12 protein-coding genes are annotated in these 19,556 nt (G+C 36.4%); 2 read left to right on the top strand and 10 right to left on the bottom strand.

Going from position 1 to position 19,556, the window contains the following annotated elements:
- Positions 1 to 195 precede the first annotated feature (195 nt).
- The 5 genes from ACN1CD_RS19265 to ACN1CD_RS19245 all read right to left on the bottom strand — a co-directional run bounded on the left by ACN1CD_RS19265 (position 196) and on the right by ACN1CD_RS19245 (position 6,044).
- Positions 196 to 792 (bottom strand): hypothetical protein, encoded by a 597-nt coding sequence (locus ACN1CD_RS19265; protein WP_419132050.1) that lies wholly within the window; start codon positions 790 to 792, stop codon positions 196 to 198.
- A 62-nt stretch (positions 793 to 854) separates the two neighbouring features.
- The gene (locus ACN1CD_RS19260) at positions 855 to 2,765 is read right to left on the bottom strand and encodes a family 20 glycosylhydrolase (protein ID WP_419132049.1); all 1,911 of its coding nucleotides are present in this window, start codon (positions 2,763 to 2,765) and stop codon (positions 855 to 857) included.
- Positions 2,766 to 2,907: 142 nt separating this feature from the next.
- Complete coding sequence (gene trxB, locus ACN1CD_RS19255) at positions 2,908 to 3,864, bottom strand: thioredoxin-disulfide reductase (protein ID WP_419132048.1); 957 nt, start codon at positions 3,862 to 3,864, stop codon at positions 2,908 to 2,910.
- A gap of 183 nt (positions 3,865 to 4,047) precedes the next feature.
- Complete coding sequence (locus ACN1CD_RS19250; RefSeq protein ID WP_419132047.1) at positions 4,048 to 4,248, bottom strand: hypothetical protein; 201 nt, start codon at positions 4,246 to 4,248, stop codon at positions 4,048 to 4,050.
- A 167-nt stretch (positions 4,249 to 4,415) separates the two neighbouring features.
- Positions 4,416 to 6,044 carry an acyl-CoA carboxylase subunit beta gene (locus tag ACN1CD_RS19245; protein ID WP_419132046.1) on the bottom strand — a complete coding sequence of 543 codons (1,629 nt, stop codon included), beginning with the start codon at positions 6,042 to 6,044 and terminating at the stop codon, positions 4,416 to 4,418.
- Between the two features lie 641 nt (positions 6,045 to 6,685).
- On the opposite strand from ACN1CD_RS19245, the gene ACN1CD_RS19240 reads away from it, so the two are divergent.
- Positions 6,686 to 7,129 carry a DUF2721 domain-containing protein gene (locus ACN1CD_RS19240; protein ID WP_419132045.1) on the top strand — a complete coding sequence of 148 codons (444 nt, stop codon included), beginning with the start codon at positions 6,686 to 6,688 and terminating at the stop codon, positions 7,127 to 7,129.
- On the opposite strand, the gene ACN1CD_RS19235 is transcribed toward ACN1CD_RS19240, so the two are convergent.
- The 5 genes from ACN1CD_RS19235 to guaB all read right to left on the bottom strand — a co-directional run bounded on the left by ACN1CD_RS19235 (position 7,126) and on the right by guaB (position 14,266).
- Entirely contained in the window at positions 7,126 to 7,671 is a 546-nt protein-coding gene (locus tag ACN1CD_RS19235; protein WP_419132044.1) for a hypothetical protein, read from the bottom strand. The two genes, ACN1CD_RS19240 and ACN1CD_RS19235, sit on opposite strands and share 4 nt — an antisense overlap.
- Positions 7,672 to 7,733: 62 nt before the next feature.
- Positions 7,734 to 8,198: a MaoC family dehydratase gene (locus tag ACN1CD_RS19230; RefSeq protein ID WP_132534632.1), complete on the bottom strand. Its 465-nt coding sequence runs from the start codon at positions 8,196 to 8,198 to the stop codon at positions 7,734 to 7,736.
- A 57-nt stretch (positions 8,199 to 8,255) separates the two neighbouring features.
- Entirely contained in the window at positions 8,256 to 8,849 is a 594-nt protein-coding gene (locus ACN1CD_RS19225; RefSeq protein ID WP_419132043.1) for a TIGR00730 family Rossman fold protein, read from the bottom strand.
- A gap of 294 nt (positions 8,850 to 9,143) precedes the next feature.
- Complete coding sequence (locus tag ACN1CD_RS19220) at positions 9,144 to 11,723, bottom strand: TonB-dependent receptor (protein ID WP_419132042.1); 2,580 nt, start codon at positions 11,721 to 11,723, stop codon at positions 9,144 to 9,146.
- A gap of 1,073 nt (positions 11,724 to 12,796) precedes the next feature.
- Positions 12,797 to 14,266 carry an IMP dehydrogenase gene (guaB, locus tag ACN1CD_RS19215; RefSeq protein WP_419132041.1) on the bottom strand — a complete coding sequence of 490 codons (1,470 nt, stop codon included), beginning with the start codon at positions 14,264 to 14,266 and terminating at the stop codon, positions 12,797 to 12,799.
- An 817-nt stretch (positions 14,267 to 15,083) separates the two neighbouring features.
- Between guaB and cas9 the strand changes: the two genes are divergently transcribed.
- Positions 15,084 to 19,358, top strand: a complete 4,275-nt coding sequence (gene cas9 / locus ACN1CD_RS19210; protein WP_419132040.1) for a type II CRISPR RNA-guided endonuclease Cas9 — start codon at positions 15,084 to 15,086, stop codon at positions 19,356 to 19,358.
- The last annotated feature ends 198 nt before the right edge of the window (positions 19,359 to 19,556 follow it).

Below are 19,556 nucleotides of genomic sequence, written 5' to 3'. Positions count from 1 at the left end.
TGGATACTATGAATGATTACCTGTACCGCATTTAATGTTTTAGAATAAATTAAGTATGAAACAGATCCTGAATCAAGTTCAGGAAGACGTACAGGGCGGATCCTGAATTAGGTTTAGGAGGACGCTCGCGGAATTGGATACTCTTAATGATTTACATTTACAGCAATAACGCCTTAATGTTTCAGCTAAAACTTACTATAGCACTTCACTGGTTGAAAAGCTGTTTCTGCTTAATTTGTATAAATAAGTTTTAGTCAAAATTTTAGTAGAATCGTTAGCATCTTTTGCAGGAAACGACCTGAACAAATCACCGTCTTTCATAAAAAACTTATCGTTTCCATGATATCCTTTTTTCTGATCGGAAGACAACGATGGAAAACTAATCTTATTGAAATCTCCACGGGCATACTCAAACACATTTAAATCCAGAACATTCTTTTTGCTTTGCAATTGTACATAAATCTCTGGATTGCCATCGTGATCTAAATCCATATTCCAGGCATCGGTTAAAATACCATTGCGTTCAACCGCCTGAGATTTATAATTATTTCGCACCGAATCTGACATTAAAATCTGATAGCCACCAATAGAATCTACTCCTTTACCCCAGCTAAGCAACTCAAAGGTTAATCCCGGTTTCACTTCTATATTTTTATAAAAGCGGAAAGGATTTTTCTCCACTTTAGGTGTCTCAACCTTCACCTCAACAGATTGCTCTTCTGTGCATGCAAAACAAAACAGCATCCCTGTAATGAACAAGAGATGCTGCAAAGTATATTTTTGTATTTTCATTTACCTGGGTGCATTTTGGTTTCCCCAAATTAAAGAATTTAGCTTTTTAAAACAAACGAATTTTATTTCTTAGCCTCGGCTTTTACTTCCGGTGCACCATTGTTCAAAAGCGTTTCAGTAGTTACGCTTCTTTTGCCGCTTGGCGCAATGACAATTGTTTTAAGCACTCTTTTCTCACCCTTTGGAATAATAACTTTTATCGGTGCAGTATATAAAAATGCATTTTCAGATGGTCTTGATGAATCTAAAGAATAGTAAATTTTCCCATCAATTACCGGTACTTTCAAATCAATAGTAAACTCACCACCATTTAGTGGTTTATTACTTTGTCCTATTGGTGTAGGTACCCAATAGTTAACACCCATTTTATCGAGGCGAGCCAGGTGAACAGGTAAACGATCTTCCGTAAAATTTTTCAGATCTTTCCGATCAACCTGACTCCAGGCAATTTCAGATAATGCCATCAAACGGGGGAAAGCATGGTTTTCAATCTTGTTTGTTGTTTTAATGTATTCTGTCCACATGTTGGCCTGAACACCTTTAATGTACTTTCTTTGATCAGCTGTTAAAACCTTTGGAATGGGATCATAGGCATAAATCTTTTGATAAGGCGCTAAACCACCAATGGTGGTTGGTTCATCAGGCGATTCAGACTGCTGGTGATCGATGTATAAACCCATAGAACCTGGAGTCATAATTACATCGTGATTTTGTTGTGCGGCAGCAATTCCTCCTTCCTCCCCTCTCCAACTCATTACCGTTGCATTTGGCGCCAAACCACCTTCCAGAATTTCATCCCAACCAATAATAGAACGGCCTTTTCCATTTACATGCTTTTCTATCCTTTGGATGAAATAGCTTTGTAACTCATGTTCATCTTTTAAACCTTTTTCTTTCATCAATGCCTGACAAAACGGCGATTCTTTCCAATAGTTTTTAGGTGCCTCATCTCCACCAATGTGGATATATTTGGATGGAAAAATAGCAATCACCTCATCTAAAACATCATTCAATACGGTAAAGGTATTTTCAGAAGGAACAAAAATATCGTCGAAAACACCCCATGTTTGTTGTACTTGCTTTCCTTTTCTCGATCCTGCCCAAGCCGTTTTATCACTTACAAAAGTATCGCGGTCTGGAAAAGCACTTAAAGCCGGATAAGCCGCAATAGCTGCAGATGCATGGCCTGGTAATTCTATTTCCGGGATTACAGTGATGTATCGTTCAGCTGCATATTTAACTATTTCTTTGGCTTCGTTTTGTGTATAAAAACCTTTTACCTCTGTTAAATAATTTCCTGTTCCCGGATAACGTCCGATGGTAGAACCATTTCTCACAGATCCTACTGTCGTTAATTTCGGATATTTTTTAATTTCCAGTCTCCATCCCTGGTCATCAGTTAAATGCCAGTGAAAAGTATTGATTTTATAATAAGCAAGCTGATCTAGATATTTTTTGATAAACGAAATCGGGAAGAAATGGCGAGATACATCCAGCATTGTTCCACGGTAGCTAAAACGCGGATAATCGTTAATCGTTACCGCAGGAATTGAGATTTTATCGGCTACTTTCTCTGGCATCATTTGCATTACAGATTGAACGGCATAAAATAATCCGGCCCCGTTTCCGGTAATAATCATCTGATTTGGAGTTACTTTGATGGTATAACCTTCGGCAGGCAATTTATCTGCACCACTTGAAGTTAACAGAATGCTTTTCAGATTTGGCTGTGTAACCTTGGCTTCTCTGAGGGAAAAACCCGCTTTGGTTACCATAAATGCATTTAACAGATCACTTATTTTAGCGCCATCTATGCTTTGATTAATTAAAATAGTCGTTTTATCTAAAACGAAATTCCCATTGGCCCTGGTGATTGACACTGGTGCAGGAATAATTCCGAGGTTTGGATCGCTTTGTGCAAATGCACCTGCACTTATCAATACACCAATAAAAATGGATAATGCTCTCTTCATAATTTGGTTTGTTTTAGGTTAATTTCAGTAAAATCCATCTAAGATAGAAATTAAGGCAAGATTCTTAATCACACTTTTTTGTTACGAACAAAAAAAAAGAGAAACCTGATGGGCTTCTCTTTTCAAAATGGAATTAATAATCTTATGCTTCAACCGGGTGTTCCTTCGCTGATAAATATCTTTCTGCATCTAAAGCAGCCATACAACCAGAACCTGCTGCCGTAACCGCTTGTCTGTAATACATATCCTGAACATCCCCACAAGCGAAAACACCTTCAATATTGGTTAAAGTAGAACCCGGTATAGTAGTTAAATAACCTGTTTCATCCATCTCCAACTGACCTTTAAAAATATCGGTATTTGGTTTGTGCCCAATGGCTACGAAGAAACCTTCAATAGCAATCTCAGAAACCTCGTTAGATTGATTATTAAGTACTTTAACCGCTTTTACATTTTTACCATTACCTAAAATTTCCTGCGTTTCAGTATTGTAGTGTACTACAATATTTGGTGTTGCTAAAACGCGACTTACCATTGCCTTTGATGCTCTGAATTCGTCTCTTCTAACTAATAGATGTACTGTTTTACAAAGTTTGGCTAAATAAGTTGCTTCTTCAGCTGCTGTATCTCCGGCACCAACAATGGCAACATCCTGTCCTTTAAAGAAGAAACCATCGCACACTGCACAAGCAGATACGCCGAAACCATTATATTGTTGTTCACTTGGTAAGCCTAACCATTTTGCAGTTGCACCGGTAGCGATAATCACGGTATCGGCAGTGATGGTTTTAATTTCATCAACCACAACCTTGTGTGGGGTTGATGAGAAATCTACTGAACTGATGTAGCCAAAACGGATATCTGTACCAAAACGTTCAGCTTGCTTGCGGAAATCTTCCATCATTTCCGGGCCCATAATTCCTAACGGATAACCAGGAAAATTTTCTACATCTGTAGTTTGCGTTAACTGACCGCCAGCTTGCATGCCGGTATACATGATTGGTTTTAAATCAGCTCTGGCAGCGTATATTGCTGCAGTATAACCTGCAGGACCAGAACCAATGATTAAACACTGAACGTGTTCGTTTTCTTGTGACATTATAGTGTGTGTTTGAAATTCTTAAACTGTAGCACAAATTTAATGCTTTAAACAATTGTTGGCAAGTATTCATTGTCAACATAGTTTACTTATTAACAGTGTTACGCAAAGCGCATGCTATTTTTGCTGAGACAGAAATACAATTTCGATAAAGAAACTTAAATCAGGAGTAAAAATCTATATTTAAAAGAAATGGTATTGATAAACCAAAAAATCTATTAAACAGATTGTTTCTTCAGTTTTGAGATACTTTTGTTTTTCAGATCCGATGCTTGCTTTCTCATTTCTTCTAAGGAAATTTTGTGTTTTTTTGAGTGGGCTTGTCTCGCCAACTGATCCATCGCCGATAATGATATTTCGTAATTCATCTTTGATATGTTTCATTAAAATATTGGTTAAAGATACAAAATATTTTATATCGAGAAAATCGTTATACTAGTGTCTATTTTATATAATCAACCGATCAGATTCCTACCTAAAGAATCTTCTTAATGTGTTCATCTTAAGATTTAAAACCAAAACATAAGTATTTATTCTTTGTATCTTAAACTCTATGTTTGAATGATCCCCACATTAAATTTTCTGGTTATTGGTGATTGATTCGCGGCCTCGATACCCATAGAAATTACTTTCCTGGTTTCCAGCGGATCAATAATACCATCTACCCAAAGTCTTGAAGCAGCATAGTAAGGTGTAGTCTGGCTATCATATTTATCGGTAATTTCTTTCAATAGTTCCGCTTCTCTTTCTGGCGTAATCACTTCACCCTTTGCCTTTAATGATGCTTCTTGAATCTGCAATAAGGTTTTAGCTGCCTGAGCGCCACCCATTACCGCAATTTTAGCAGTTGGCCAGGCGTAAATTAACCTTGGATCATAAGCTTTCCCACACATGGCATAATTACCTGCGCCATAAGAATTCCCAATCACAATCGTAAATTTTGGCACTACGGAATTGGCAACCGCATTCACCATTTTTGCCCCGTCTTTAATAATGCCACCATGTTCAGACCTGCTTCCAACCATAAAGCCGGTAACATCCTGTAAAAATACCAGCGGGATTTTCTTTTGGTTGCAGTTCATAATGAACCGGGTAGCTTTATCTGCACTATCGGAATAAATCACACCGCCAAATTGCATTTCCCCTTTTTTAGATTTAACGACTTTGCGTTGATTAGCCACAATGCCTACTGCCCAACCGTCGATACGACCTAAACCACAAACGATACTTTGGCCATATCCTTTCTTATATTCTTCAAATTCAGAATTGTCAACCAAACGGTTGATAATGTCTAAAATTTCGTATTGTTTATCTCTGTTTTCCGGAATGATCCCATACAATTCTTCTTCGCTTTCTTTTGGTTTAGCCGATTTAATCCGATCAAAGCCAGCATTTTGAGGCGCTCCTAACATACTCATGATATTCCGGATACTATCCAGACAAGCTTGATCATTTGGATGTTTATAATCAGTAACACCGGAGATTTCACAGTGCGTAGTGGCTCCTCCCAAAGTTTCATTATCAACATCCTCTCCTATTGCAGATTTTACCAGATAGGAACCTGCTAAAAACACCGACCCGGTTTTATCAACAATCATGGCTTCATCACTCATGATGGGAAGATAGGCACCACCAGCTACGCATGCCCCCATAATCGCCGAAATTTGTACAATTCCATCTGCCGACATCATCGCGTTATTGCGGAACATTCTTCCGAAATGTTCTTTATCTGGAAAAATTTCGTCTTGCATCGGTAAATAAACACCTGCACTATCAACCAGGTAAATCACAGGAAGTCGGTTTTCCATAGCGATTTCCTGCGCACGGAGATTTTTCTTGGCCGTCATAGGAAACCAGGCGCCAGCTTTCACCGTTGCATCATTGGCAATAATCATGCATTGCCTGCCACTCACATATCCAATTCCACAAACTACGCCTGCAGACGGACAACCACCTTGTTCTGCATACATGCCATCGGCAGTGAAAGCACCAACTTCCAGAAATTCCGTGTCTTTATCGATTAGGTAATCAATCCGTTCGCGAGCCAACAACTTACCTTTCTCCTTTTGTTTGTCCGCATTTTTTTCGCCACCACCGAGGTAAATCTTTTTAAGTTTGGTTCTTAGCTCGTAAACCAATTGTTTGTTCACGTCTTCGTTCTTGTTGAATTCGATATCCATGTTGGCAATTTAAATCTTATTTTGGAATAAAGCATGGCGACCAAATTGGTTTCTGGTCTACGCTGGTTTTTAACCGCAAAGAACGCAGAGAGGACAGCGCAAAGAACGCCAAGCTTGTGTTCGAAATATTAAACCACAGAATATGGGAGTGATTTTAACCGCAAAGGATGCGGAGATAAAAGCGCAAAGAACGCCAAGCTGGTGTTTAAAATGTAACCACAGAATACCAGATTTGACTTCCTCACTTTGTTCTCTGTGTAAACTTTGTGCCCTCGGTGGTAAAATCTGAACACTCAGCTTTGCAATTAGAAATAAAAAGTAACCACAGAGCAAACAGAGAAAAAAGCACAAAGAAGTCACAGAGATTATGTAATCGATTCTTAAACTCTATGTTCTCTGTGCAACCTCCATGCCCTCGGTGGTAAAATCTAAACACTCAGCTTTGCAATTAGAAATAAAAAATAACCACAGAGCATACAGAGAAAAAAGCACAAAGAAGTCACAGAGATTATCTAACCTGTGGCACTTAGTGATAAAATCTGAACAACCAGCTTTGCGCTCTTCGCGAAAAACTTCCCTTCACTTTGCGGTTAACCACCACAAATCATTTTAAAACGATACTTTTGAAGAAATCTCATTAAATGGAGCTAACCATAAATATTCCTGCCTTACTATTTCCAGCCATTAGTTTAATCATGCTGGCTTACACCAATCGTTTTTTGGCTCTGGCAACATTAGTTAGAAGTTTAAAATCTAAATATGAAGAGGGCGAGAAAAATATTGGTTTACAAAATCAAATCAAAAACCTCCGCTATCGGTTAAGACTGATCAAAAACATGCAGGCTTTCGGTGTGCTGAGTTTCGCCAGTTGTTTGTTTTGCATGTTTTTTATTTACCTTGAATGGAACATAATAGCCGAAATGCTCTTTGCATTGAGTTTAATATTTTTTATGATTTCGCTGATTATTTCACTGATAGAAATTCAACTCAGCACGAAAGCGCTAGAATTAGAATTGAGTACTTTAGAAGATTTAGACGATGAATCATTAAGTGGATTCATCAAAAAGAAATTCAACAGAGATTAATTTTGTAAAACAATATTATTAATCTTTAATTTTTTCCATTTACCGGGAAAGCCTTTTCCTTTTATATATTTTACAGAATAAGGATGTCCCTTTAAGTTTGGATGGTAAACCATATCGAAATCAAAAGTCATTTCTGTATCTGTCTTTTGAACAACAGTAACTTCATTGTCGTTGTAATCCTTTTGGCCTGTTGTAAAAAATTTATCCCCTTTATTGGCATTAAAATCGGCTTTTAAATATGTTTTTAGCGGAGCCGTTGGGTAGCCTTCTATTAATCTATTTTGTTCGTCGATTCTTAAATACGAAATGCTAATGGCATCGCCACCCACTAAAGAATAAAATTTATAGAAAAGTTTCTTATTTATGCTAACCGTATCTGTAATCTCGGTATAGTTAGCACTATTAATGAACCATAAATTACCGATTTGCATCGGCAAAAAAGAATCGTTTGCTTTTAGCTCCATCATTTTTTCTTTACAGCCTGTAAAAAATAAAAAGAATAGCATTAAAATTAAGCTGGCACCCTGGCAAGTTTTTTTCATGAGCGTAGTAATTTTTTCTAACCAAAACGAGTGTCGCAGTAAAAATGCTACAATGAATAACCTTAAGGAGTTATAAAATGGTAAAGAAAAACCACCTCACCAGTAAAGGCAGGTTTCTTTTGATCCTCAATTTCCATCTCTATTGCCATGTGAACCTTGGTTACGCCACGTAAGTTAACAATGGAGGCCAATTTCGCTTTGAGTCTGATTTTAGCATTTACCAACACTGGTTGCGCAAATCTTAAGCTTTCGATACCATAATTAATCTCCATTTTAAGCTTTTGAATATCAACAATCTCTTTCCAAAGATAAGGAATAAGCGAAAGTGTTAAGTATCCATGGGCAATGGTAGAACCGAAAGGCCCTTCATTTTTTGCCTTTTCTTCATCAGTATGAATCCACTGATAATCCAGCGTAGCATCTGCAAACTTGTTAATCTGTTCTTGTGTGATGGTATGCCACGAAGAAACACCAAGTTCTTTACCTAAATGTTGTTCAAATTCTGCGTGAGATGTAATAATTTGCATTTTTATGAATCTTTTATAGTGATAGCAATCCTAAAAACTTTTGATGTTTACGATTGCTTAGATTAAATCTTTTTCCTTAAACCAAACCTCATCCGGCACAGCCGAATAATTATCCATTTTTTCAATTAATATTTCAGCATCAGTTTCATTGAAAACCAAATCGCGATTGGCAGGCTTTAAAAATTTGCTTTGAACCATCATTTCCATCTGTGCGAATAGCGGATCATAAAATCCACCTACGTTTAAAACTCCTATCGGTTTATGATGCAGACCTAATTGCAACCAGGTAAGCACTTCAAAAAATTCTTCCAAAGTACCAAAACCGCCAGGAAGAATCACGAAACCATCGCTTAAATCAGCCATTTTCTGTTTGCGCTGATGCATGTTTTCGGTTAAAATCATTTCGGTAACACCTTTATGGCCTACCTCCTTATCCATCAGAAACTGCGGAATCACGCCGGTAACCAAACCACCAGCTTCTAAAATATCATTCGCCAGCACGCCCATCACGCCTACGCTTCCTCCGCCGTAAACTAAACTGATCTCTTCCCTGACTAGTGTATCTGCCAACTGTTTAATGGCTTTACGCAACTGTGGATCTCCATTAAAGTTTGAGCCACAATAAACACAAACCGCTCTTAGCTTATTCATCCAATTTAAAAATTTAGCGAAGTTAAGATTTTATCCGTTTGCTATAAATTTTATTCTGCACAAAGCTGTTACTTTAATGTTTTTGTGATTTAAAATACTTTTTCAGCAGTGTATTTTATAAGTTATTACTCCTAATTCCAAATATATTGAAGTTTTAAAATAATTAGCTTCCTCTGAAACGATTCGGATGTTAAATAAAAAGCGCCGACTAATCGACGCTTCTAACCCAAATAAAGAGAAAAGTATAAAAAATCTTAACAGCTTTTAAGACTCTTAAGGTGCTGTTAAAAAATTTTAGAAACTGTAACGGAAAGTAGCGCCATAAGTTCTCGGATCTCCAAGCACACCTGCATATAAACCTGAATTACCTGCTGCTGCCTGTAATTGCTCGTAATAATTTTTATTGGTTAGGTTTCTGCTCCATACAAATACGGAGAACTTATCAGACTTAAATCCAAGTCTCGCATTCAACAGCGAATATCCCTGAACATTTAAAATGCTCGATGGAGTTGGATTTGATGAGTATGTAGAACGGTAACTGGCATCGCCGGCGATAAAGTAACGACCTGGTTTAGTAGCTAAATTACCCGGCGTGCTAAATTCTGCACCGCCAGAAACATTCCATTTTGAGATCCCTGGTAATCTGCCACCCGATGCATCTTTAAATGCTACTTGCGTTGCCACACCATTTACCAGTTCGGTATGGCCGGTTTCTTCTAACGGAAGTGGCGCATTGGTGAAGGTTACATATTTCCCATCCAGATAGGCCAAAGCTGCATTTAAGGTTAAGAAACGTTCCAACTGATAGGTTCCATCAACCTCCAATCCTTTAACCTGAACTTTTTCGGCATTGGCAAGATAGCCCCTGTTTACACCTAATTGAGGCGACTGTACATTGGTTTGATAATCTTTAATATCGGTATTGAACGCCGTTACATTTAATATCGCTCCTTTAAAAGGTTTTGTTTTAACGCCAAGTTCATAATGTTCTACATACTCGGGCTTCACAACTGCTAATGTTAAATCTGCCTGTCCGTTTGATGTAGTTGGTAAACCACCTACGTTAACCCCAACTGGTTTGTAGGCTGTAGAAAAAGTTGCATAAGCATTTACCTTCGGCGTTGGACGATAGGAAACAGTGATATTTCCAGATAAATTATTATTATCAACTTTAGTAGCAAACTGTTGATTCGCATAAACTGCTGCTTTAAGTGCCAATAACGCAGGATCAGTAGTTTGCAAACCGCCATAGGTGTTTCTATCGTAATTTACATCTTTTTTATCATAGGTAAATCTTAAACCTGGCAGCACGTGTAAGTGCTCAATTACTTCCCAGTCGATTTGTCCAAATACTGCAGCACTTAATGATTTGATAGTTGAATTGGTTTTAATTCCAAATCCATCTAACAAACCTGGCGTGGAGTATAGCGCTTGTGCACCGGTATTAGCGGTTTGCACAAATCTCCATTGATCTTTGCCCACCTCTTCTGTTTGACCCAAACCCTGCAGGTTTTGACCGAGAAAAAATACACCGAAAACACCACTTAACTTTTCGGTAATGTCGCCTGCATATCTAATCTCTTGTGAGTATTGATCATGGCGGGAATTACCTTGTGATTTAGTAAGTGCTGATAATTCGGAAAAATCTCTATCATTTGTTGGATCCCAATTCCAGAACCTCCAAGCCGTGGTAGAAGTTAATGTTCCGTTGCCAATTTTATAATCTACATTTAGTGAAATACCACCAATTGATTGATTATGTCTCCAGGGCGTATTGGTATTGATTTCTCTTGAAAATGGATCAATTTTGGGTTGTTGGTATCCTAAATCGGAAACAATTCGGGCATATTGACGATAGGCACTTCTTTCGGTTGTGGTAACACCTGCAATGACTAAAGGATAACCTGCCGGATGTTGAATGCTCACATCTCCGCTTAATAAGATTTTTAATTTATCTGATGGTGTAAAATATAACTGACCCTTGAAACCTAAATTGTTCTGACCGCTATATCTTCGCTCCTCTCTGGTATTGTAAATGGTACCATCACGTTGTGTACCAGATATTGAGATTTTTGCTGCAAGATTTTTTGCAACGCCACCAGAAACTGATGTTTTAGCCTGAATGAAGTTGTAATTACCAACACTCATTTCAACTTTTGCTGTTGGCGTTTGTGTAGGTTTGGTTGTGGTAATGTTAAATGCACCTGCTGTTGTATTTTTACCGAATAACGTTCCTTGCGGTCCGCGGATGACTTCGATTTGTTCTATATCTAAAAAATCGGTAGAGGTAGCGGCCGGGCGTGCATGATAAACGCCATCCACGTAAAAACCTACGCCAGGATCAATTCCATCATTGGTTAATCCAAAAGTAGACCCTAATCCCCTGATGTTTAGGGTGGTATTTCTGGCGTTTGAAGCATACAACTGAACTGAAGGAACCAGTTCTTTTAAACGGTTAACATTAAAAGCACCTGCATTTTCTGCCGCCTGACCGCCGATAACTGTGATTGGAATCGGTACATCCTGTAAAACTTCCGAACGTCTTCTTGAGGTTACTACAATTTCATCAAGTTGGGTGTCTTCTACTAAAACCAATTCAATTGGAGCCTCCTGAAGTCGCAAAATTTGAAAATCCTGAGGTTTATATCCAACATAACTCACCCGGATATAAAATGGAGGTTGTTGTTTGGCATCGATGGTAAAGGCACCATCAACATCGGTGATAGTTGCAATTTTTGTGCCTCTTACCGTAATGGTTGCGCCAGGAATAGTTATGCCATTGGTACCTTTCACTATTCCTTTTACCGTATTTTGAGCGAATGCGGCAGTTGCAGATAATATGATAGCAAATAAAATAAGTAAACTTTGTTTCATAATTACATTAATGTGTTTGGTTTAGATATAGTGATTATTGATCCTTTCGGAAATGTTTTGTTTGAGCATTTAGCGCAGAACAGCAACACAGTTTTAAATTTTGATTAATTGGCTTCATGTTAATTATATTAAATCTATAGATTTAGTCGACAAATATATTAAAAAAAAGTATTTGCCAAATTTTATTTTGTGATAATTATTATCTGAGGATTTGAAATGTTCGCCATGGAGATACAAAGCAACACAGATCGATTTGCAGCCAAACAAATACACTAATGACCATTGAACCAATGAACAATTTACTTGCCACGGAAACACAGAGTAACACGGATCGATTTACACCCAACAAATACACTAATGACCATGAACTAATGAACAATTTTTTTTGCCACGGAGACACAGAGCAACACAGATCGATTTGCACCCAAACAAATGCACTAATGACCATTGAACCAATGAACAATTTACTTGCCACGGAAACACAGAGTAACACGGATCGATTTACACCCAACAAATGCACTAATGACCATGAACTAATGAACAATTTTTTTTGCCACGGAGACACAGAGCAACACGAATCGATTTACACCCAAACAAATACGCTAATGACCATTGAACCAATAAACAATTTTGTTGCTACGGAAACACAAAGTTACACGGATCGATTTGCACCCAAACAAATGCACTAATGACCATTGAACCAATAAACAATTTTGTTACCACGGAAACACAAAGCAAGACGGATCGATTTTGCACCCAAACAAATGAACTAATGACCATTGAACCAATGAACAATTTTCTTGCCACGGAAACACAAAGTAACATGGGATTGATAGCGCTTTTTTGGCCGCAGATTCGCAGATTTCAGATCGGTTGTCTCATTTTCAAAAAAGAAGAAACCTTTGCAAATTTTATAACTTATTAAGGTAGTAGAAATAAGTATAAAAAAAGTGGGGCTACCCTTAGGACGCCCCACATTGTAACATTATTTTTTTTTAGAAGCATCTCCAATGGTCAACTGACTGGAAAGCTTTCACCTTTTAGCTTTAGTCTTTTAGCTTTCGCCTTTAACCCTATCTCGTATAATTTGGTGCTTCTTTAGTAATGGTAATATCGTGTGGATGACTTTCACGCATACCAGCAGCCGTAATTTGAACAAACTGCGCTTCTTGTAAAGCCTCAATAGTAGCGGCACCACAGTAGCCCATACTGGCACGAAGTCCGCCAATGTATTGGTACATTACTTCGGCTAAAGTGCCTTTAAAAGGAACGCGACCAACAATTCCTTCAGGAACTAATTTCTTGATATCATCTTCAACATCCTGGAAATAACGGTCTTTAGAACCTTGCTCCATCGCTTCGATAGATCCCATTCCGCGGTAAGATTTAAATTTACGTCCTTCGTAGATGATCGTTTCACCTGGTGATTCTTCTACTCCGGCAAATAATGAACCCGCCATTACCGTATTTGCTCCAGATGCGATTGCCTTTGCAATGTCGCCTGTGTGTTTAATACCACCATCAGCAATAACCGGAACACCTGTACCTTTTAATGCTTTAGCACATTCGTAAACCGCATATAATTGAGGAACACCAACACCAGCAATAATTCTGGTTGTACAAATAGAACCCGGACCAATACCCACTTTAACCGCATCAGCACCTGCATCTGCTAAAAATTTAGCGGCTGCACCAGTGGCGATATTACCAACAATTACCTGTAGATCAGGATATTTCGCCTTTACTTCTTTTAGTTTATCAACTACCCCTTTCGAATGTCCGTGAGCGGTATCGATGGTAATTACATCAACACCTGCATGAACTAAAGCATCAACACGCTGTAGGGTATCGGCAGTTACGCCAACTGCGGCACCTACACGTAAGCGTCCACGTTCATCTTTACAAGCAGCAGGATAATTTTTAACTTTTGAAATATCTTTAAAAGTGATTAAACCACTTAAATAACCATCTTTAGAAACGACTGGTAATTTTTCAATTTTATAATTCTGAAGAATTTCTTCTGCCTGAACCAGGTTTGTTCCCTCTGGCGCAGTAATTAGATTTTCTTTTGTCATGACTTCAGCAATTGGCCTGGCCATGTTTTTCTGGAAACGCAAATCGCGATTGGTGATAATCCCAACCAGTTTATTATCGCTGCTCACTACCGGGATGCCACCAATTTTATGCTCTTTCATGATTTTGAAAGCATCGGCAACGACTGCAGTTTCCAACAAAGTAACCGGATCCTGAATCATTCCGCTTTCTGAACGTTTAACTTTACGAACTTCTTCGGCTTGTCTTTCGATCGTCATGTTTTTGTGCAACATCCCAATACCCCCATTTTGCGCAATGGCAATGGCAAGTTCGGCTTCGGTTACGGTATCCATCGCTGCAGAAATCAATGGAACGTTAAGCTTGATTTTTTTTGTTAAGAAAGTGGCTGTATTTACATCGCGGGGCAGAATTTCAGAATAAGCGGGTACTAAAAGTACGTCGTCATATGTTAAACCTGTTGCAATAAATTTTGTGGAGTCGAGTTGCATAGCAAATAAATTACGATTTATTATTTGCCAGGCAAAGATAAGAAAACTTACCTGATTTTTAAAAAAATATGTGGTTTGGATGTAAATAGTTTTGAATGCTATTTAAGGTTAGGTTTTCAAATAATGGATAAGTCAACTCTGGATGAAAAGGATAACTACAAATGGTAAACATAATTTTGCCTAACTGACTTTTTTAACAATCCCAGCTGTTTGTCCTATTTTTAAAGATGCCTTAAAATGCAACTATCATGCCTTAGGACTCCAATGGAACCCCAATAGAACCCGGGGATAACCTGATATTCTTTTGCATTGAAAATTAAGGGGTGAAACCGACCTTATTCCTCTTCTGCTTACTGGAAACAAAACTAATATCAGAACATTCTTCTATGCTTTGCTGATTTTATCAGTACCTGAGTTTTTTGCAATATTTTTTATGATGCCTTAAAATGCCACTATCATGTCTTAAGACTCCAATGCCCCCCAGTGGTACCTCAAGTAAATTAGCTTGTTTATTGTTTGACTTTTTAATTGCTTGAGATAGTGTTAAATAAATAAGGATACACGTTTTTGGTTTGGATGTAAATAGTTTTAAAAAAGGAAGGCGAGTTGCCCCGCCTTAAATGTTTTCACAACGGAATAATCCTTATTGTGATTTGCTTTCAAGTCAAAGGTATAATTTATTTTAATATACAGCATACGGGAAACCGTAATGAATTAAAAATAAATGAATTTAAGTTTGAATATAATATTAACGATGTCGGTTTGTTGGGATTGAAAAAATTAAACCAGATATTGTTAAAATATTAAAATAACGCTCATGAAGAAAATATTAGGACTTGATTTAGGAACCACATCTATTGGATTTGCATATATAAATGAAAGCGATGATTTCAAAAGTTCATCAATAGAAAAAATTGGTGTACGTGTAAACCCTTTAACTACTGATGAGCAAACCAATTTTGAAAAAGGCAAGCCTATTACAATCAATGCAGATAGAACTTTAAAACGCGGAGCAAGAAGAACATTAGACCGCTATCAACTTAGGCGTTCAAATTTAATTGATGCTTTAGCTAAAGCCAATATAATTACTAATAATACCATCTTGGCTGAAGATGGAAAAAACACAACCCATTCTACTTTTGCACTAAGAGCAAAATCTGCTATTGAGAAAGTAGAAAAAGATGAATTTGCCAGAATACTGTTAGCTATTAACAAAAAAAGAGGTTATAAAAGTAGTCGGAAGGCTAATAATGAAGATGAGGGACAGGCAATTGACGGAATGTTAATTGCCAAGAAACTATATGATGAAAATTTAACTCCTGGTCAACTCTCCTATCAATTACTGAAAGAAGGAAAGAAACAAATGCCAGATTTTTATCGCTCTGATTTACAAGCTGAATTTGATCAAGTCTGGGAATTTCAAAAGCCATTTCATCCTGAAATTTTAACTGATGGGTTTAAAAAAGAATTAGCTGGAAAAGGGCAAAGAGCAACATCTGCTATCTTTTGGAAAACATATGGTTTTAATACTGCAGAAATTAAAGGGACCCGAGAAGAAAAGAAGATAAAAGCTTATGAGTGGCGAAACGATGCAATTAGCCAACAACTAAATAAAGAAGAAGTTGCGTATGTAATTACGGAGATCAACAATAATTTAAATAATTCAAGCGGCTATCTTGGTGCAATTAGCGACAGAAGTAAAGAATTATATTTTAATAAACAGACTGTTGGTCAGTATCTCTATAAACAAATTCAGGATAATCCACATGCAAGATTGAAAAATCAAGTTTTCTACCGCCAGGATTATTTCGATGAGTTTGAAACCATTTGGGAAACACAATCAAAGTTTCATCCTGAGTTAACGGAAGAATTAAAAAAAGAAATTCGGGACATTATTATTTTTTATCAACGAAAATTAAAATCACAGAAAGGCCTAATAAGTTTTTGTGAATTTGAAAATAAAGAGATTGAGATTGATAGAAATGGACAAAAAGTTAAAAAAACTATTGGTTTAAAAGTTGCGCCGAAATCTTCCCCCCTATTTCAAGAATTTAAGATTTGGCAGGTATTAAACAATGTGCTGATCAGAAAAAAAGGTAGTAAAAAACGTGTACTAAAAGATGCTAATCAAGAAGAAATTTTTAGCCTAAGCTTAGAAGATAAACAGGCTTTGTTTAATGAATTAAACATCAAAGGAAATTTAAAAGCCAATAAGATTATCGAATTACTAGGCCGAGAGGCCAAAGAATGGGAAATCAATTATACTGAGATTGAAGGTAATCGAACCAATAAAGCTTTATATGAGGCATATTTTAAAATACTGGAAACAGAAGGCTATAATGAAGATTTATTAAAACTATCTGACAAAGATGAAATCAATATTACCGAATTAAGCACACCTGTTGCAGAAATTAAAGATATGGTTAAGCGTATTTTTGAAGTTTTAGAAATCGACCAAAATATTTTAGAATTCGATGCAGAGTTAGATGGCAAAGATTTTGAAAAACAAGCATCTTATCAGTTGTGGCACTTACTATATGCTTATGAGGGAGATAATTCTGCAAGCGGCAATGATAAATTGCACGAATTACTTGAGCAGAAGTATGGTTTTAAAAGAGAGCATGCTCAAATTTTAGCTAATGTAAGTTTATCTGATGATTATGGAAACTTAAGTGCTAAAGCGATACGAAAAATCTATCCACATATAAAAGAATTACATTATGATAAGGCTTGCTTTCAAGCCGGATATAAACATTCTGCATCATCATTAACTAAAGAAGAAATTGCCAATCGACCATTAAAAGACAGGTTAGATTTACTAAAAAAAAATAGCTTACGTAATCCTGTTGTAGAGAAAATCCTTAATCAGGTAGTTAATGTAGTAAATACTTTAATTGAAACGAACAGTGAAAAAGATGCAGATGGTAAAATTATTAAACACTTCAAATTTGATGAAATAAGAATTGAGCTGGCTAGAGATTTAAAGAAAAATGCAAAAGAGCGGGCAGAAATGACCACAAATATCAATTCGGCAAAAATTAATCACGAGAAAATCTTTAAACTATTACAAACAGAATTTGGCGTAAAAAACCCAACTAGAAATGATATTATTCGATATAAGCTTTATGAAGAATTAAAAAATAATGGGTATAAAGATCTATATACAAATACATATATCGCAAGAGAGATATTATTTAGCAAACAAGTAGACATTGAACATATTATTCCCCAATCTAAAGTATTTGATGATAGTTTTTCTAACAAAACTGTTGTATTTAGAAAAGACAATTTAGATAAAGGAAATAAAACAGCTTACGATTTTATCAACAGCAAATTCGGCAAAGAAAAACTAACTGATTTTGAACAGAGAATAGAATTTCTTTTTGAGCAAGGAAAGAAAAACAAAGAAGAAGGAATTTCTAAAGCAAAATATCAAAAACTGCTAAAACAAGAAGCCGAAATTGGTGATGGATTTATTGAACGTGACTTAAGAGATAGCCAGTACATTGCAAAGAAAGCAAGAAACATGCTTTATGAAATTTGTAGAATTGTTACGCCTACAACCGGAAGTATAACTGATAAACTTCGCTCAGACTGGGATTTAATCAATATTATGCAAGAACTCAATTTCGATAAATTTAAGAAATTGGGTTTAACTGAACTGGTTGAAAAAAAAGATGGCAGTTTTAAAGAACGTATTATTGATTGGAGTAAACGCAACGACCATCGGCACCATGCCATGGATGCTCTAACTATTGCTTTTACTAAACAAAGCCACATTCAATACCTTAATTTTTTAAATGCCAGAAAAAACGAAAATCACAACGAACATAACGCCATTATTGGTATTGAAGATAAAGAAACTACTTGGAAATACGATGATGATGGAAACAAGAAACGCATATTTAAGTTACCACTATCCAATTTTAGAGAAGAAGCCAAAAAGCATTTAGAAAACATATTAGTTTCTCACAAGGCAAAAAACAAGGTTGTTACCAAAAACAAGAATAAAACTAAATCTGCCAAAGGCGAAAAAACAAAAATTGAATTAACACCAAGAGGGCAACTACATAAAGAAACGGTTTATGGAAAGTATCAATACTATGTTAGCAAAGAAGAAAAAGTAGGTATAAAATTTGATGAAAAAACACTTAATAAAGTGTCAAACCCGACTTATAAAAAGCTTCTATTACAGCGTTTAGCAGAATATGGTAATGATCCTAAAAAGGCTTTTACTGGAAAAAATACATTAGTCAAAAACCCTATTTATTTAGACAATAATAAAACGGAAATCTTACCCGAAACTGTAAAGCTAATTTGGTTAGAAGATGATTATTCAATAAGAAAAGACATCACTCCTGATAATTTCAAGGATACTAAAGTTATTGAAAAAATTTTAGATGATGGTGTAAAGCGCATTTTAAAACAAAGATTAGCAGAATACAATAATAACCCGAAAGATGCTTTTTCTGATTTAGATAAAAATCCAATTTGGCTGAATAAGGAAAAGGGTATTTCAATTAAAAAGGTTAAGATTAGTGGAGTTAACAATGCAGAAGCTTTACATTATAAAAAAGATCATTTAGGTAATGAGATTTTAGATGAGAATAACAAACCAATACCTGTTGACTTTGTAAGTACTGGTAATAATCATCATGTAGCAATTTACAAAGACGAAAAGGGCAATTTACAGGAAAGAGTAGTTTCGCTTTATGAAGCCGTAGAACGTGTTAACCAAAATTTGCCAATCGTTGATAAAACATTAAACACTTATATGGGTTGGGAGTTTTTATTTACGATGAAACAGAATGAATATTTTATTTTTCCGAACGAACAAACTGGTTTCAATCCTAATGAAATTGATTTACTAAATCAAAAAAACAATAAACTAATTAGTCCGAATTTATTTAGGATTCAGAAGATTGCAACTAAAAATTATATGTTTCGCCACCATCTGGAGACAACGGTAGAAGAAAGGAAAGAATTGGCTAATATAGCTTTTGTAAGTGTAAGAAGTACACCGCCTTTGATTAACATTATCAAAGTTCGAATTAATCACATTGGCCAAATTGTTAAAATAGGAGAATATTAATCATTGAACACATCAGAACATAATTAAAATATAAATAAACAAACCACTCCTAAAACTTCTTCCACAGAAAAACCGCGAATTTCGACGAGGGAAGACTTAATCAGAATGGTTGCACCTGGAAACAGGTGTTTCCTATGCTTTTGAATGCGCTCGGTTCTTCGCGGTACCATCTGTCGTATGCTTAAGCAAAGGGCCACC

The organism is Pedobacter sp. N23S346, from assembly GCF_048515415.1.
In the GTDB taxonomy this organism is placed as follows: Bacteria; Bacteroidota; Bacteroidia; order Sphingobacteriales; family Sphingobacteriaceae; genus Pedobacter.
Note: the sequence above shows the minus strand (reverse complement) of the source record. Positions and strands in the feature narration are given on the sequence as shown.

What these genes read in the sequence shown, in the direction of transcription:
- ACN1CD_RS19250 (WP_419132047.1), bottom strand. Translation starts at nt 4,248, where the DNA reads ATGAAACATATCAAAGATGAATTACGAAATATCATTATCGGCGATGGA.
- guaB (WP_419132041.1), bottom strand. Translation starts at nt 14,266, where the DNA reads ATGCAACTCGACTCCACAAAATTTATTGCAACAGGTTTAACATATGAC.
- trxB (WP_419132048.1), bottom strand. Translation starts at nt 3,864, where the DNA reads ATGTCACAAGAAAACGAACACGTTCAGTGTTTAATCATTGGTTCTGGT.
- ACN1CD_RS19220 (WP_419132042.1), bottom strand. Translation starts at nt 11,723, where the DNA reads ATGAAACAAAGTTTACTTATTTTATTTGCTATCATATTATCTGCAACT.
- ACN1CD_RS19230 (WP_132534632.1), bottom strand. Translation starts at nt 8,198, where the DNA reads ATGCAAATTATTACATCTCACGCAGAATTTGAACAACATTTAGGTAAA.
- ACN1CD_RS19240 (WP_419132045.1), top strand. Translation starts at nt 6,686, where the DNA reads ATGGAGCTAACCATAAATATTCCTGCCTTACTATTTCCAGCCATTAGT.
- ACN1CD_RS19235 (WP_419132044.1), bottom strand. Translation starts at nt 7,671, where the DNA reads ATGAAAAAAACTTGCCAGGGTGCCAGCTTAATTTTAATGCTATTCTTT.
- ACN1CD_RS19260 (WP_419132049.1), bottom strand. Translation starts at nt 2,765, where the DNA reads ATGAAGAGAGCATTATCCATTTTTATTGGTGTATTGATAAGTGCAGGT.
- cas9 (WP_419132040.1), top strand. Translation starts at nt 15,084, where the DNA reads ATGAAGAAAATATTAGGACTTGATTTAGGAACCACATCTATTGGATTT.
- ACN1CD_RS19225 (WP_419132043.1), bottom strand. Translation starts at nt 8,849, where the DNA reads ATGAATAAGCTAAGAGCGGTTTGTGTTTATTGTGGCTCAAACTTTAAT.
- ACN1CD_RS19265 (WP_419132050.1), bottom strand. Translation starts at nt 792, where the DNA reads ATGAAAATACAAAAATATACTTTGCAGCATCTCTTGTTCATTACAGGG.
- ACN1CD_RS19245 (WP_419132046.1), bottom strand. Translation starts at nt 6,044, where the DNA reads ATGGATATCGAATTCAACAAGAACGAAGACGTGAACAAACAATTGGTT.